Origin of the sequence: Arthrobacter sp. Bi83 (assembly GCF_918698095.1) — a bacterium.
GTDB lineage: Bacteria > Actinomycetota > Actinomycetes > Actinomycetales > Micrococcaceae > Arthrobacter.
Window position 1 is genome coordinate 1 of the sequence record NZ_CAKKLY010000077.1, and the last position, 14,888, is coordinate 14,888.

Here is a 14,888-nt window from a genome sequence, read left to right on the forward strand (position 1 = left end):
TTCTTCAATTGAGTGCCGGAGACCCGCTGGGGGTAGTGCCGTTCCTGGTGGGTCCGGATAGTGCCGTATTCCTGGTTGTCCATCACGATGACCAGGGGAGTGGCGCCGTACTGGGCCGCGGTGGCCAGTTCCTGGCCGTTCATGAGGAATTCCCCGTCACCGGCAATGGTCACCACCCGCCTGCCCGGGTATTCCAGTGATGCGGCGATAGCGGAGGGGACGGAGTAGCCCATGGAGCCGTTCCGGGCACTGATCATCGAGGCATAACGCTGGGTGGGGAAGTAGCGGTGGGCCCAGTTGGTGTGCTCGCCGGCGCCAAGGGTGACCATGGCGTCATGCGGGAGGGTCGGGACAAGGTTGGCCATCAGCGTGTCCATCCGTGCCGGACCAGGCGACGGCGTCGCCGACGGCAGTGCGGCGAAGGCAACCTGCTCGGCGCGCATCTTCGACGTCCAGGCCGTCCATTCGTCTTTGACAGGAAGGTCGATCTTGGCCAGGTCGCGGATAAAGACGTCCGGCTTTGCGAGGATTTGGTACGAGACGGGTCCGGAGCGGCCGCGGAGGGACGGGTCGATGGTGACGAGGAAGTTCTTCTTTGTCCAGTCCTGGCGGCATAGGAATCCGTCGGTAATAACATCCCCCGGAACCGTGCCCACAAAGATCAGCAGATCGGTTTCTTCCAGCAGGTCGTAGGTGGGGCGGGGCCGCCCATAACCAATGGGACCTACATAGGAGGGCGAATCGAAGGGGATGGTGCCTTCGGTGCGCCATTCGGCTGCGGCAGGGATGTGGTGCTTTTCCAGCCAGCGTGTGAGTTGGTCGGCTGCTTCCTGGGTCCAGTCGTTTCCGCCGGTGACAAACAGCGGCTTGCTGGATGCGGCCAGGGCATCGGCCAGCGCGGCCGCGTCCACAGTGGTCATCCCACCCGTGGCGACCGGGATGGGAGGATGTAGTGCGGCGGGGATCTGCTGGCGGATGACGTCTTCGGGCAGGCCAACAACGACGGGACCGGGCCGTCCGCTCATCGCCGCGAACAGGGCTTCCGCGACAATTTCGGAGGCACGTGAGGCGTGATCCAGGACCATCACCCGCTTGGCGCCGGTGTCGAACCAGGCCTTGATGTCGAACTCCTGGAAGGCCTCGCGGTCCCGGTGGGCGAAGGGAATCAACCCCACGAACAGCACCATGGGGGTGGAGTCCTGCCACGCGGTGTGAAGTCCTACGTGGGCATTGGCGGCGCCAGGACCTCGGGTGACCATCGCAATGCCGGGCAGCTGCTTCATCTTGCCGTCAGCCTCGGCCATGTACGTGGCCCCACCCTCGTGGCGGCACACGATGGTTTCTATGGACGAGCCGTGAAGTCCGTCAAGGACGTCAAGGAAGCTCTCACCCGGCACTACATGGGCCCGTTTGATGCCGTGGGCGGCGAGCGTATCAACGATGACGTGCCCGGCGGACTTGCGGGATATCGGCAGCAGATCCCCTGGCAGCTCGTCTTGCTCGGCTGTTACTTGAGTCATGGATAAAACCTTTTCGCTGGATGCCGCGTCGTTGCGCAACAGGATTCAGTGGGGGACGCGGTTACAGGAGAATGCTGAGCGGGTTCTCGATGCGCGCTTTGAAAGCGGCCAGCAATTGTGCTGCTACTGCGCCGTCGATGACCCGGTGGTCTGCGGAGAGGGTGCAGCTCATGACCGTGGCAACTGCCAACTGGCCGTCGCGCACCAGCGGCCGCTGCTCGGCCGCCCCGACGGCCAGGATCCCTGCCTGGGGCGGGTTGAGGATGGCGGAGAACTCCCGTGTCCCGTACATTCCCAGGTTCGTGAGGCTGAAGGACCCGCCGTCGAGTTCCTGTTGCCGGATCCGGCCGGCGGCCGCGCGTTCTTTGTAGTCGCCCATGGTCCTGCCCAGGGAGCTGAGGGAGAGGTTTTCCAGGCCGCGGACCACCGGTGTCAGCAGGCCGTCCGTGGTGGCGATGGCCACGGAGACATCCACCGTGGAATAGCGGCGGATGGCGTCTCCTTGCCAGGAAGCATTTGCGGCGGGCACGTCCACAAGTGCTCCTCCCAGGGCTTTGAGGACGAGGTCATTGACTGTTGCCTTCAGGCCTGCAGGGAGCGAGTCCTGGTTAATTTGCTTGCGTAAAGCCAGGAGGGCGTCCATTTCGACGTCGATGGAGACATAGAAATGGGGAACGGTTGTCTTGGACTCGGTCAGCCGCCTGGCGATGGCCTTGCGCATGCCGGAGAGCGGTTCGTCCTGGAAGTTTTGCACGGCGGCAGTCTGGGACGAAGCTGTTGGGGCAGCGGCGAGGAGTTCTTCCGCCTTGGAGACGCGTTCCTGACTTGCTGCGTGCTGCGTGCGGGCGGCTTCGACGTCCCGGCGAAGGATCCTGCTGTTGGGTCCCGAGCCCGTTAAGGATGAAAGGTCGAGGCCAAGTTCTTTAGCGAGCTTTCGCGCCAAGGGTGACCCGAATATCCGCGAGTCCCGTCCCTGAGCGTTGCGGGACGGCTCCTGGCTCGCGTCCGGAGCCGCAAGTCGTGTATCACGCCTGGTTGTTGGTGCTTCACTGTCCTCGGGCACGGGATGCTCTGCAAGGCTGTGCGAAGCACCGCCGGCGGAGGCAATCTGCTTGTCGATGGACGCCTCGTCCTCTCCGGCTTCGACGAGCACGGCAATGGGCTCACCGACACCCACGGAGGTTCCCGGCCGGATCAGCAGTCTCCCGACAGTTCCGGGAAACTCAGCCTGCAGTTCAACGGTGGCCTTCTCAGTTTCAATTTCGGCGATAGGTTGACCGGCTGCAATGGTGTCGCCGATTTTTACGAGCCAGTCCTGTAGAGCTGCCTCGGTGGCGTCTGCGACGACGGCCGGCATGGTGATGATGGTTGCCATGATGAATGTCCTTCGATGGATCCGGTTCAGGAAAGGCCGAGATTGCGGGCTATTTCGTCGAAGCCGGCAAGGACGTCGTTGAGATCGGCGTTGGCTGCAGCCTCAAGGACTTTCGAGATGCTCGGCGCGGCTTCCTTGCCCGTAACGCGTTGGATGGGCTGGTCGAGGTAATCGAAGAATCTGCGCTGGATCTCGTCAGAGAGCCAGCCGCCATATGAAGTACCGCGGGCACCCTGTTCGACGATCAGCACGTTGTTGGTTTTCTGTATTGAAGCCCCGATGGTTTCCCAGTCCAGGGATGCCCGGTCGAGCCACCGCAGGTCGATGATTTCGGGATCGAGATCAAGGCGCCGCTCGGCGGCCTGAAGCGAGACATCCACCATGTTCAGGTAGCTCAGGACAGTGACGCCTTCGCCCACCCGCCGCACGGCAGCCTTGCCCACCGGCAACTGGTAGTCGAGATTCTCCGCGGGTATGTCTCCTTTGGTCCCGTAGAGGTCTACGTGCTCAAGAACAAGCACCGGGTCCTGGAGTTCCAAGGCTGTGTTCATCAGCCCGATGTAGTCCTGCGGTGTTGACGGCGCTACGATGCGCCAACCCGGATTGTTGGCAAAGATCCCCGCCGGATCCATGGAATGCTGCGAGCCATAGCCGGCTCCCATTGCCACCTTGGACCGGAGCACCACAGGCATTGAGGACTGGCCACCGAACATGTGCCGGGCCTTGCCGATCTGGTTGAAAATCTGGTCAGCGGCCACCCAGAGGAAGTCCGAGTACATGAACTCCACCACTGGCTTGTATCGTCCTGTCATGGACAGGCCGCCCGCCAGGCCCGCGAAGGCGTTTTCGCTGATCGGAGTGCCCAGGACCCGGTCTGGATAAGCATCTTTCAGCCCGCGCGTAGCCCCGTTGGTGCCGCCTTTGAGCCGGTGCACGTCTTCGCCGAGGACCAGCACGCCCGGGTCCATGTCCATCCGGCGCCCGAGTACATCTGCAATGGCATCCACGAAGCGGCGTTCCACCGTGCCGTCTTCGGTTTGTTGGTCAGGTGCTGTGCCGGTCAATGCCGGTTCGCTCCTGATGTCCGTATCCACGGCAGCGGGATCCGGCCAAAGAATGGGGCGGATCCGGCGGGCCCCTTTGGCGCTCTCCGGGTCCTTCTCCGTGATTTCGTCCACAATCCGGGTGATTTGCTCGGTGATGTGCGAGGTGAGATCGTTCAGTTGTTCGTCCGTGAGGAGGCCGCGCCGGGTCATCTCTGCCGCCAGTTTGGCCAAAGGGTCGCGGTCACGCCATTGCTTCTCCTCCTCCTTGGTCCGGTAGCCGAAGGCGCTGCCGGGGAAGGGACCGTTCTGGTGGAAATAGCGGTAGGTTTCGGCCTCGATGAGGGTTGCTCCCTCGCCGGCGCGCATGTGCTCCACTGCTGCCTTCTGGGCGAGGTAAACCGCCAGGGGATCCATGCCGTCCACGCGCCAGGACCTGATTCCGAAGCCCGGGCCACGAGCGGCCAGCCGAGGTTCACCGGTAACGTCGGCAACATGGGTCGAGACAGCGTAGAGATTGTTTTCGATGTAGAAGCACAGCGGCAGACGCCAGGCAGCAGCCAGATTCATGGTCTCCAGCGTTGACCCGATGTTCGAGGCGCCGTCACCGAAATAGGTCACCGTGACCCCCATACCGCCTGCCTGCCCGCCGTCTCCCTGGATTTCTGCGTCATGGCGCTGGGCCCAGGCGTTGCCCGCGGCAAGCGGCACTCCGCCACCCACGATCGCGTTTGTCCCCAAAGCTCCGGCCTCAAGCCACTGCAGGTGCATTGAGCCGCCCCTGCCGCCGCTGAAGCCGGCCTTGAGGCCCAAAATCTCGGACATCGTCCGTCGGATGAATTCCGTGACCTGGTCGTTTTTTATCCCGTCGATGATCGACATACCGTTCGAGGACAGATAGGCAAGACCCTTTGCCAGGAATTGGTGATGGCCGCGGTGGGTGCCGTTGACGCCGTCGGCTCCCTGCAGCGCCAAAACGGATCCCACTGCTGCTCCCTCCTGGCCAATGCTGGAGTGGGCGGGGCCGTGTACCAGGCCCTCTGCTGCCAGTTGCAGGACGACTTCCTCAAAAATCCGGATGGTGTGCATCTGCACCAGCATGGATTCGAGCAACTCGGGAGCTGCTGCGTCCCAGTCTTCGCGGGTTGTGTGCAGCTCCGTGCACTCTGTCGAGTAGGTCAAGGGCGTAGTGGTTGACATCTTTGGCTCCCAAGGGCGTACGTGCATCGCTTATGCGTTCGTCCCACCATAGGACTCCGAATGGATCCAATACAAGCAAAACTACCCGGTATTGCACGCCATAGTTCTGTGAATGGATCCATTCGTGGCGAGTCCGTATGCTGTACGCATGGCAATGGAAGCTATGCTGTTGAAGAAGTCGGGCGCTGCAAGCCAGCGCATCGCAGACGAACTAAGTCAGAGGATTCTCGACGGAGACCTGGCGCCCGGCACGAGGATCCGCCAGGAGCAGATCGCGGAAGAGTTCGGCGTGAGCAGACTTCCGATTCGTGAGGCGTTGCGCATCCTTGAATCGCACGGGCTTGTCACGTTGGTCGCCTCATCTGGGGCCTGGGTTAGTTCCATGAACCTCGCTGAGTGCCAAGAGACGTATCTGATCCGCGAACGGCTTGAGCCGCTCGCGCTGGGCCAGGCCATCGACAGCGTCGGCAGTGAAACCTTGGATCGGCTCACTCAGTTGGCCAGCGAGATGGAGAACTGCCAGGTGGTCGAGGACTTCGTCGAACTGGACCGTGAATTCCACCTGTTGAGCTTTCAAGATGCGGGCATGCCGACCTTGCTGGAGATGGTCGAGAGGCTCTGGAACACTACCCAGCATTACCGGCGCGCGTACGTGCAGCTGATCGGTCCCGAGGGGCTCGACGACACGCATTTGGAGCATAGGCTCCTTGTGGCGGCCATCCGCCGTCGTGACATCCGCTCTGCGGAGGAATTGCTGGCCATGCATGTCCGCAAAACCCGCATGGCCCTGCTTGATCACCCTGAAATATTCGATCGCTAGAAATAGTTGCTGGAGAAACATGAACCAGGACGCCGAACAGCAAGACATTGCCCTTAAGGAACGGCGCGGACTGCCGGGTATCCGTGGAACGGACCACATCGGGTTCACAGTGCCCGACATGGAGCAGGCTCACGAATTCTTCGTCAACGTCATAGGGTGCCAGCATGTCTACTCGCTCGGGCCGTACCCGCAGGATCCCGAGTTGATGCGGACTAAGCTTAACGTCCACCCGGAGGCGACACTGGCGGAGATACGCTTCTACCGTTGCTTTAACGGGGCGAATTTTGAAGTCTTCAACTATTCCTCCCCTGATCAACGGCGGGAACAGCCCCGCAACAGCGACATTGGGGGGCATCACCTCGCCTTCTACGTCGAGGATCTCGATGTAGCCGTCGACTACCTCAAGAGGCAGGGGATCCAGGTACTTGGGGAACCGACCTCAAGTTCAGGCGCCAGCAAGGGCCAGCGTTGGATCTACTTCCTGGCGCCGTGGGGGATGCAATTCGAACTCGTTTCCTTTCCACAAGGAAAAGCGTACGAATCGCAAACCCCACTGCGGCTATGGATGCCTTAAGGAGAGCTGGCGCTACTGCAATGGGGGTCGAGCCCGTGCCGCAGATCAGCTGGTCCTAACCCGCGCGGAGTTGATGGGATCGGGTGGCGGCGTCGTCCGGGGCTTGGATGTAACGCGTGATCGCATCGCGGTTCGGTGTGAGGAGGACGATCTTCTGCGACATCCGCTCCCGCTCATAGATCAGCAGCTCCCGAAGTGTCGGGTCGGGGTCCGCACCACAATCTCCTGCGGTTGATCCAAGCACGGCAGGATGTCACTGATAATCCTTGGTGGAATCCCAGCATCAATCAGGCCACGGACTTTCTGCACCCGGTCCAGGAGATGGTTGACATAGACGCGGTAGCCGTTGTCGAGCCTACGCGGCACCACCAGCCCCTGTTCTTCGTAGTACCTGAGCATGCTTGCAGGCACACCTGACCGCTGTGCCAATTCTCCGATACGCCTGGCGCTCCTCTGTCGTCTTTCCGGCCTGACGTAAACACTAGGGACAACGCCGAGCATATGTCGCAGCCTGCAACACTCGCATGATGAAAGTTTGACTAGTCTTGTGAAAGTTTTCCTTGACGCAAGTCCCGGAGCGTAAGTACTGTCGGCATACCGACCCGTAACTCATGATTCGGGCGGTCATCCCATGCATCCCAGCCGCCTTTGGCGCTGGCATAACGCGCTCAGGAGAACAATGCGGACAACGAAGTCGCAGGTCGTAAAGGCAGTTGAACCGACGCCGGGGCAACACACGGCCACAACCGAATTACCCCCTGCTACACCTACGGAGTTTGGGCCGCAGCAGAGGAAGTTGTTGCGCCGGACCATCGCCGGAAGCGCTGTGGGCAACATCATGGAGCAATACGATTTCGCCTTGTACGCCTCGGCGGCCGCGCTAATCTTCGGAAAGCTGTTTTTTCCAAGCTTCGACCCGACTGTCGCCCTGCTTGCGGCGTTCACGACCCAGGCCGTTGGATTTATTGCCCGCCCGCTCGGCAGCCTGGTAGCCGGGCATGTCGGTGACCTCCATGGTCGAAAGCGCGTCCTGGTCGCGATGCTGCTAATCGCAGGCATTTCGACCACGGCCATCGGGGTTCTTCCGACCTACGCTGCCATCGGAATCTGGGCACCAATTTTCCTCGTCATACTGCGCTTCGTGCAGGGCTTTTCCTTCGGTGGGGAATACGGAGGTGCCATTTTGATGGTGAGTGAGACGGCCCCCCGGGAAAAGCGGGGCTTCTACACAGGGCTCATCCCGGCATCATCAGCGCTCGGCGGCCTGCTTTCGACAGTCGTACTTTTCGCCGTGAGTCTCCTGCCGCCGGAAACTTTCGAGGCATGGGGCTGGAGAATCCCGTTCCTGCTATCGATTATCCTCGTCGTGACTGGCCTTATCATTCGGCTTCGGCTCAAAGAGACGCCGGTATACAAAGACGCAGAGGTAAAGGGAAAAACCACCCGTAAACCCATCCTCGAAGTGATTAAGACCAACCCCAAGCAACTTCTCCTAGCCGCGGGAATCAGTTTCGGATTTGGCACCCTCAATTACGTCGTGCTGGGGTGGTTGTTGAGCTACACCGCTGTGGACCTCAAGGTTGGCGCGGGCCTGGGGCTGATTGCTCTGGTGATTGGCTATGTTTTCTATGGCGTCAGTGACTGGGTGAGCTCTGCGATCTCCGACCGGGTAGGTCGACGCCCCGTCATCCTCACGGGTGGAATTGCTTACGGGGTCTGGGCATTTCCGATGTTCGCCATGGTCGACACCAAGAGTCCTGTACTCATCGTGGTGGCAATGGCCGTCTCCCTTACCCTGAGTGGCATGATTTACGGCCCCCTGGCCTCTTTGATCAGTGAGCTCTTCGCCACCAAGTTCCGCTACAGCGGTGCGTCGATGGGCTACCAGCTCGGACAGACCCTGGGTGGCGGATTCTCCCCCCTGATCGCAACCGGCCTGTATGCAGCAACTCTGGCTTCCTGGTCAGTCGCCATCTACCTCGTCATCGCCGGGCTTATCACAGCAGCGTGCGTATTCTTCCTGACGGAAACGGCGGGGCGAGACCTCACTCACTGACCGTCAGTCAGCTGTCGCCGGCTCTGCCCGCCAGGAGCGGGCAGAGCCTGGCCCAGGAGTTGGGCCCAAGCCCAGCGTGACGCGTATTCCGGCGTTGTTGGCGTGGATACCTCTGTCCGCCGGTACGGCCCGCGATTAGCCTTATTTGAGAACGAGGCTCAGCGGGACTACCCGCACCGCCAGCAAAGCAGCGCTTGTTGTGGAACGGCCAGGATCACATGCCCCCGCGCCGTCCGTTCTGCCATAAGCGCCGTGCTCTGTTTGAAGAGCACATCACTTGGAAGGTATTCGACGGCAATGGATTACAGTTCCGAAAATTCCATTACATTGACAATCCAGCGACGCTCCGAATTGGAGCATCGGCTAGATAATGCCGTTGGCAAGCTGCTAAAAAATGCAAAACTGCGGAGGCAGGGCATGCTGGTGACGCGTAGCAGCCCAGAGACCTTTACCGTCAGCTTGAGCGAAAAAGTACCGTACGGCACAACCATGGAGAAAGTGAACTGGTTGTGACGACAGCGACTGCCGACGGTGTCGGGTTTCGGTCCCGGCGGGGGCCCATCCTTATTGCCCTAATGGTCTCGACAGGCCTGGTGGCAATTGATTCGACGATTGTGGCGACGGCCGTACCTTCGATCGTGCAAGACGTTGGGGGCTTTACATCTTTTCCATGGCTTTTCTCGGCCTATTTGTTGGCGCAGGCTGTCTCCGTGCCCGTCTACGCGAAACTCTCGGACGTCGTTGGCCGTAAACCGATCATCCTCAGCGGTATCGCTCTTTTTCTGCTCGGTTCGATCCTTTGCGGACTGGCGTGGAGCATGCCGGCCCTTATTGCGTTCCGCGTGCTGCAGGGCCTGGGTGCCGGAGCAGTCCTGCCGACGGCAATGACCATAGTCGGCGATATCTACACGGCGACTGAACGGGCTAAGGTGCAAGGCTACCTTGCCAGTGTGTGGGCAATTTCGTCAGTCACTGGCCCGACCTTAGGCGGCTTGTTCGCGTCGCTCGGCATCTGGCGTGGGATCTTCCTTCTAAACATCCCGCTCTGCCTCTTGGCCGGGTGGATGCTGATCCGAGCGTTCCACGAACGTATCGAGCGCGCCAAGCACCGGGTGGACTATTTAGGGGCGGTACTGCTAACTCTTTCCCTCAGCCTGCTTATCCTCGGGGCTCTCGAGGGCGGCCTGGCATGGGCTTGGAACTCCCTCACCAGCATCTCCGTGTTTGGAGTCGGGGCGCTCCTGTTCGCGGTGTTCGTTCTGGTCGAGAGGAGGGCAGCAGAGCCGGTGCTGCCGCCGTGGGTAGTGTCCCGGCGTCTGCTGGCCACGACGTCGATGATTTCTTTCGGCATTGGTGCAATCATGTTCGGTCTTACTTCCTACGTGCCCACGTTCCTCTTAGGATCCCTCTCGACCTCCCCGGTTCTGGCAGGGCTCGCCCTGGCAGCATTGACCATCGGCTGGCCGATCAGTGCTTCACAGGCTGGCCGGTTCTATTTCCGGATTGGCTATCGGAGGACGGCACTCATCGGTGTCGTGGTCGCTGTCATCGGTACATCCGTCCTTACGCTCACGGCCTCTTCCCCCAACGTTTCAGTTGTGGCGGCGTGTTGTTTCGTCGTCGGACTGGGACTGGGGCTGGTAGCGACCCCGATCCTCATTGCCGCCCAGTCAAGCGTCGAATGGAATGAGCGCGGCGTAGTCACGGGTACTAATCTCTTCGCCCGTTCGATTGGAAGCTCCATCGGCGTCGCCGTTTTCGGGGCAGTAGCTAACTCGATATATGCCGGCGTCCCCGGCGGCGATTCTGACCCCCACACAATTGTGTCTGCGACTACTGCTGTCTTCGTGGCCGTACTGGTCAGTGCCATACTCACCGTTGTCGCCGTTATCGCGATGCCCGCGGTCGAAGCCAAGAGCAACACCGTTGAGGCATCGGTCGAGGCCGGTGCGGCCTCCGCACATGGTTAGAATCCTTGGCTCTATAGATCTGTGAACTTGTCGAATCGGACCGCCGCCGATGTTCCGTCGATCTATTAGCAGTCCATACCGGCGGCAGTGGCCGGCGTCGTGACGACCGGAGGAAATCTGTCGGCGCAGGATACTAGGCGGTTTTCTCCACGGCTACCGACTGGACGTTCTCGCGTTCCTGCAGGGCTCCGGTTACTGAGGCTGTGAGGCTGTTGGCGATGTGGGTCCGTGCGAGTTCGGCTGCGCCGGGACCATCGCCGGCGGCTACAAGTTCAAGAATCTGGTGGTGCTGGTTCAGGTCGATGGTCCGGGGTTCATCACCTGATGGAAGTTCCAGGCCGAGGCGGCGGTAGCGGTCGGACTTGTCCCAAAGGTCATCCAGGAGCTTGATCATGCTGGCGTTGTGGGAGGCGGCGTAGACGGCCCGGTGGAATTCGCGGTGTGCCGCGATGGCGTCCTCGCCCCAGACCCTGGTGACAGGCAGTAGTTTCTCCGCCGCAGTCCGGATGGCGACGATGTCAGCTTCGGTCCGGCGGTGTGCCGCCAGCTCGGTCGCTGACGGCTCCAGCGAGAGTCGGACTTCAAGCAATTCGCGGGCCTCTGACGCACTCACGTCCGCCACGCGGGAGTCCCGGTGGGTATCCATGATGATCAGGCCCTCGCTTGAGAGTCGGCGGATTGCTTCACGCAGGGGAGTGATGCTCATCTGCATCTTGTCCGCCAGTTCGTACTGGGAGACGCGTGAACCGGGGGCAAGGCTGCCGGAGAGGATCATCTGGCGGAGTTCGCTGTACGCCAGACTGCCCTTACTGGAAAAGACGTTCGTGGTGCTCATTCTGACGCTCCGAATCTCTTAATGATGTTGGGGCCACCTTCCTCCCTTGGAACATCTTATAAGAAATTTCTTTGGGAAGACTTGTGCGCCCCATCACTCGCCGCTAACCTTGATCGCAGGTCTTATAAGATATTCGCTCGGAGGGCCACATGTCCCTCGCGCCTCGGGTTGACCTCGGCTCGAGTCTTATAAGAAATAAGTTCTACTCAGGAGAGTTTCAGAGATGAAAATCGTTTCCGCCCACGTCGGCACCATCCCCATCAGTTCCTCGATCCGGAACGCCTTCATTGACTTCACCAAGATGGACTGCACGATCATCGCGCTCGTCTCCGATGTGTTCGTCGACGGCAAGCCTCTGGTTGGCTATGGCTTCAACTCCAATGGCCGGTACAACGCCACGGGCATCCTGAAGGACCGCATCCTTCCGCGCATCATGGATGCCCCGTCCGAAGACCTTCTCGACGAGGACGGCCAGCTCTCGCCGGAAAAGGCGTGGGACCTGATGATGTCCAACGAGAAGCCCGGCGGCCATGGTGAGCGCTCGGTCGCTGTCGGCGTGGCAGACATGGCCCTGCACGACCTCGCAGCGAAGATCGCCGGCGTCCCGCTGTACCGGTGGATCTCGGATCACTACGGTGACGGCAACCCGGACAAGGACGTCTTCGTCTATGCCGCCGGCGGTTACTACGCTCCCGGCAAGAGCCTCGAGGACCTGCAGAACGAAATGCGCGGCTTCCTGGCCAAGGGCTACGACGTGGTCAAGATGAAGATCGGCGGCGCCGACCTGGCCGAAGACCTTCGCCGCATCGAAGCCGTGATCGAGGTCCTCGACGGCGACGGCTCCCGCCTCATGGTGGACGTCAACGGCAAGTTCGACCTCGAGACCGCGCTGGAATACGGCAAAGCCATCGACCAGTACGGGCTGTTCTGGTATGAGGAAGTCGGCGACCCGCTGGACTACGCCCTGAACGGCACCCTCTCCGAGCACTACAAGAACCCGATCGCCACCGGAGAGAACCTGTTCTCCCTCCAGGACGCCCGCAACCTGATCCGCTACGGCGGGATGCGCCCGGACCGCGACTTCATCCAGGTCGACCCGGCCCTGAGCTACGGCCTGACAGAATACCGCCGGATCCAGGACATGCTGGCCCAGCACGGCTGGTCCTCCCGCCGCTGCATCCCGCACGGCGGACACCAGTTCTCCCTGCACATCGCCGCGGCCCTCAAGCTCGGCGGCAACGAGTCCTACCCGGGGGAGTTCCAGCCCACCGGCGGCTTCACCGACGACGCGGTCATCGTCAACAGCCGCGTGGCCCCGGGCGATCTGCCGGGCATCGGGCTCGAAGGTAAGGCCGAGTTCTACAAGGTCCTGCGCGCACTGCACAACTAGCCAATCCGGTAGGGCACCGGTCCCGGGCAGTGTCACTGCCCGGGATCGCACCTCTCAAATTTTCTCTGTCTGTCGTGCAAAGGAGCACCCAAGATGTCGTCCCACACCATGCAGAACCCGCAACATTCCGCCCCGCCCAAGCAGCGATCCCGGTTCGGCCGGCTGATGCGTGAACTCTGGTTCCAAGTCGTCCTGGGCGCAGTCCTGGGCATCGCCGTCGGCTTCCTCCTCCCCGAAGTCGGCAAACAGCTCACCCCGCTTAGCGACTGGTTCATCGCCCTGGTGAAGATGATCGTGATCCCCGTGGTGTTCTGCGTCGTGTCCCTGGGCATCGCCTCGATGGACAGCCTGCGCAAAGCCGGCCGCATCGGTGTGAAGGCACTGGGCTACTTCCTCGCCCTGTCGCTGGTGTCGATGCTCATCGGCCTGGTCGTCGCCAACGTTTTCCGCCCCGGCGACGGCATGAACATCGACCCGGACAAGCTGGACGCCAGCAAGGTGCCAGCGGCCGCTAATAAGGGCTTCGACGGCCTTGAGTTCGTCAACAACATCATCCCCGAATCCCTGTTCGGGGCCCTGACCGGCCACACCATCATCGCCGCGCTGATGGTCTCCATCGTTTTCGGTGCCGCCATGAACGTCTCCGGAGAAGCCGGCGCGTTCCTCACGAAGGGCATCCAGGCCCTGTCCACGGTCATCTTCAAGATCGTCAGCTGGGTCATGCGGCTGGCTCCCATCGGTACCTTCGGCGCACTGGCCGCCGTGGTGGCCAACTACGGCACCCAAAGCCTGCAGCAACTCGGATACCTCGTCCTGCTGTTCACCGGAACCTGCATCCTCTACGTCCTGGTGGTCCTCGGCACCATCGCCCGGGCCTGCGGACTGAACATCTTCACGGTGATGCGGTACTTCAAGGCCGAACTGCTGATCGCGCTGAGCACCTGCTCCAGCGAAGCGGTACTCCCGCAACTGATCAAGAAGCTCGAAGCCATGGGCGTCGGCAAATCCACCGTCGGCATTGTCATCCCGTCCGGGTTCTCCTTCAACCTTGACGGATCCGCTGTCTACCTGACCATGGCTTCGGTGTTCCTGGCCCAGGCCGTTGGCATGGACCTGTCCTGGGAACAGCAGCTCGTCATGGTCGGCGTCATGATGCTCACGAGCAAGGGCACCGCTGGAATCGCCGGCGGCGCGTTCATCGTCCTGGCCAGCACCTTGAGCTCCGTCGGCGGCATCCCACTGGCCGCTCTGGCCCTCATCGTCGGCATCGACCGGCTCCTGAACGAAGGCCGGGTGTTCATCAACGTCCTGGGCAACGTGATGGCAGCCGTCGTGGTCGGCAAATGGGAAAAGGACTACGACCCCGAACAGGCACGTCAGGCCCTGCACGCCGCAGGCCAGAAAAAGAACGAAATCGAGTCAAAGGCAGCCACCACTGTGGAACCCCAGAAGGTAGACGTCCACTAACACCGCATCTGTCAGGGCCGCCGCGCACGCCGCGGCGGCCCTGCCTGCGTGAACTAAAACCCACAGCCGCTGATGACAGCGCATCCCCAGCAATCACGTGAGGAACCTACCTGCACCATGACCGCCCGCATCCTGATCACCACCGACTACCTCCAGCCGGGAGATCCCGTTGACCAGCTCCTGCACGACCACGGTCTGGAACCGGTCTACTCGCCCTCCCGGTGGCCACGGACCCTTGAGGAACGCCGCTCGTTGTTCGAAGGCATATCCGGAGCGATCCTCGCCAGCGAACCGGTCACCGCCGACATGCTCACCGGCGCTGCCTCCCTGAAAGTCATCGCGCGCAGCGGCGTGGGGTACGACTCCATCGACATCCAGGCCGCGGCCGCACAAGGAATCAGGGTCTGCAACGCCCCCGGAACAAACCACCACTCCGTCGCCGAACTCACCATCGGTCTGATCATCATGTCCGCACGGCACCTCGGCGAGGTCACCACTACCGTTCGCAAGGGCGGCTGGCCCCGCGAAGCCGGCAACGAACTGCGCGGTTCCACCCTCGGCATCATCGGCTATGGCCCCAGCGGACGCGCCACCGCAAACCTGGGCGCCGCCCTCGGCATGAAAGTACTGGTCAGCAC

The 14,888-nt window shown here is 61.5% G+C and carries 14 protein-coding genes; 8 read left to right on the top strand and 6 right to left on the bottom strand.

The features are described 5' to 3' along the window. From LQ144_RS21680 to LQ144_RS21690, 3 genes are all read right to left on the bottom strand, one after another. Positions 1-1,520, bottom strand: a 1,520-nt coding sequence (locus tag LQ144_RS21680) for a thiamine pyrophosphate-binding protein (RefSeq protein ID WP_230121317.1), incomplete at its 3' end; no start/stop codon positions are given. A 61-nt stretch (positions 1,521-1,581) separates the two neighbouring features. Next, positions 1,582-2,895 (bottom strand): dihydrolipoamide acetyltransferase family protein, encoded by a 1,314-nt coding sequence (locus tag LQ144_RS21685; protein WP_230121318.1) that lies wholly within the window; start codon positions 2,893-2,895, stop codon positions 1,582-1,584. Positions 2,896-2,921: 26 nt separating this feature from the next. Next, a complete protein-coding gene (locus LQ144_RS21690) occupies positions 2,922-5,138 on the bottom strand; it encodes an alpha-ketoacid dehydrogenase subunit alpha/beta (protein ID WP_230121319.1) in 2,217 nt (738 codons plus the stop codon). Positions 5,139-5,286: 148 nt separating this feature from the next. On the opposite strand from LQ144_RS21690, the gene LQ144_RS21695 reads away from it, so the two are divergent. Both LQ144_RS21695 and LQ144_RS21700 read left to right on the top strand, forming a co-directional pair. Then, positions 5,287-5,958: a GntR family transcriptional regulator gene (locus LQ144_RS21695; protein ID WP_230121320.1), complete on the top strand. Its 672-nt coding sequence runs from the start codon at positions 5,287-5,289 to the stop codon at positions 5,956-5,958. Between the two features lie 19 nt (positions 5,959-5,977). Continuing rightward, on the top strand, positions 5,978-6,532 hold the full coding sequence (locus LQ144_RS21700; protein ID WP_230121321.1) for a VOC family protein: 555 nt from the start codon (positions 5,978-5,980) through the stop codon (positions 6,530-6,532). Positions 6,533-6,587: 55 nt separating this feature from the next. Here the strand turns inward: LQ144_RS21700 and LQ144_RS21705 are convergent, their stop codons facing one another. Both LQ144_RS21705 and LQ144_RS21710 read right to left on the bottom strand, forming a co-directional pair. Further along, entirely contained in the window at positions 6,588-6,776 is a 189-nt protein-coding gene (locus LQ144_RS21705; RefSeq protein WP_230121329.1) for a hypothetical protein, read from the bottom strand. Then, positions 6,713-7,033 carry a MerR family DNA-binding transcriptional regulator gene (locus LQ144_RS21710; protein ID WP_354962317.1) on the bottom strand — a complete coding sequence of 107 codons (321 nt, stop codon included), beginning with the start codon at positions 7,031-7,033 and terminating at the stop codon, positions 6,713-6,715. The genes LQ144_RS21705 and LQ144_RS21710 overlap by 64 nt, the downstream gene beginning before the upstream one ends. A gap of 325 nt (positions 7,034-7,358) precedes the next feature. On the opposite strand from LQ144_RS21710, the gene LQ144_RS21715 reads away from it, so the two are divergent. The 3 genes from LQ144_RS21715 to LQ144_RS21725 all read left to right on the top strand — a co-directional run bounded on the left by LQ144_RS21715 (position 7,359) and on the right by LQ144_RS21725 (position 10,558). Further along, positions 7,359-8,588 (top strand): MFS transporter, encoded by a 1,230-nt coding sequence (locus LQ144_RS21715; protein WP_230121323.1) that lies wholly within the window; start codon positions 7,359-7,361, stop codon positions 8,586-8,588. A gap of 297 nt (positions 8,589-8,885) precedes the next feature. After that, positions 8,886-9,101, top strand: a complete 216-nt coding sequence (locus LQ144_RS21720; RefSeq protein WP_230121324.1) for a hypothetical protein — start codon at positions 8,886-8,888, stop codon at positions 9,099-9,101. After that, on the top strand, positions 9,098-10,558 hold the full coding sequence (locus LQ144_RS21725) for an MFS transporter (RefSeq protein ID WP_230121325.1): 1,461 nt from the start codon (positions 9,098-9,100) through the stop codon (positions 10,556-10,558). Before LQ144_RS21720 ends, LQ144_RS21725 begins: the two co-directional genes overlap by 4 nt. Before the next feature lie 133 nt (positions 10,559-10,691). Here LQ144_RS21725 and LQ144_RS21730 read toward each other — a convergent pair whose 3' ends face one another. Beyond that, positions 10,692-11,393, bottom strand: a complete 702-nt coding sequence (locus LQ144_RS21730; protein ID WP_230121326.1) for a GntR family transcriptional regulator — start codon at positions 11,391-11,393, stop codon at positions 10,692-10,694. A gap of 223 nt (positions 11,394-11,616) precedes the next feature. Here LQ144_RS21730 and LQ144_RS21735 point away from each other — a divergent pair, with 223 nt between their 5' ends. The 3 genes from LQ144_RS21735 to LQ144_RS21745 form a co-directional block, all read left to right on the top strand. Next, complete coding sequence (locus tag LQ144_RS21735; protein WP_230121327.1) at positions 11,617-12,783, top strand: mandelate racemase/muconate lactonizing enzyme family protein; 1,167 nt, start codon at positions 11,617-11,619, stop codon at positions 12,781-12,783. A gap of 93 nt (positions 12,784-12,876) precedes the next feature. Further along, a complete protein-coding gene (locus LQ144_RS21740) occupies positions 12,877-14,250 on the top strand; it encodes a cation:dicarboxylase symporter family transporter (protein ID WP_230121328.1) in 1,374 nt (457 codons plus the stop codon). 117 nt (positions 14,251-14,367) lie between these two features. Then, positions 14,368-14,888 (top strand): NAD(P)-dependent oxidoreductase (locus LQ144_RS21745; RefSeq protein WP_290369802.1); only part of this gene is annotated, 521 nt, incomplete at its 3' end.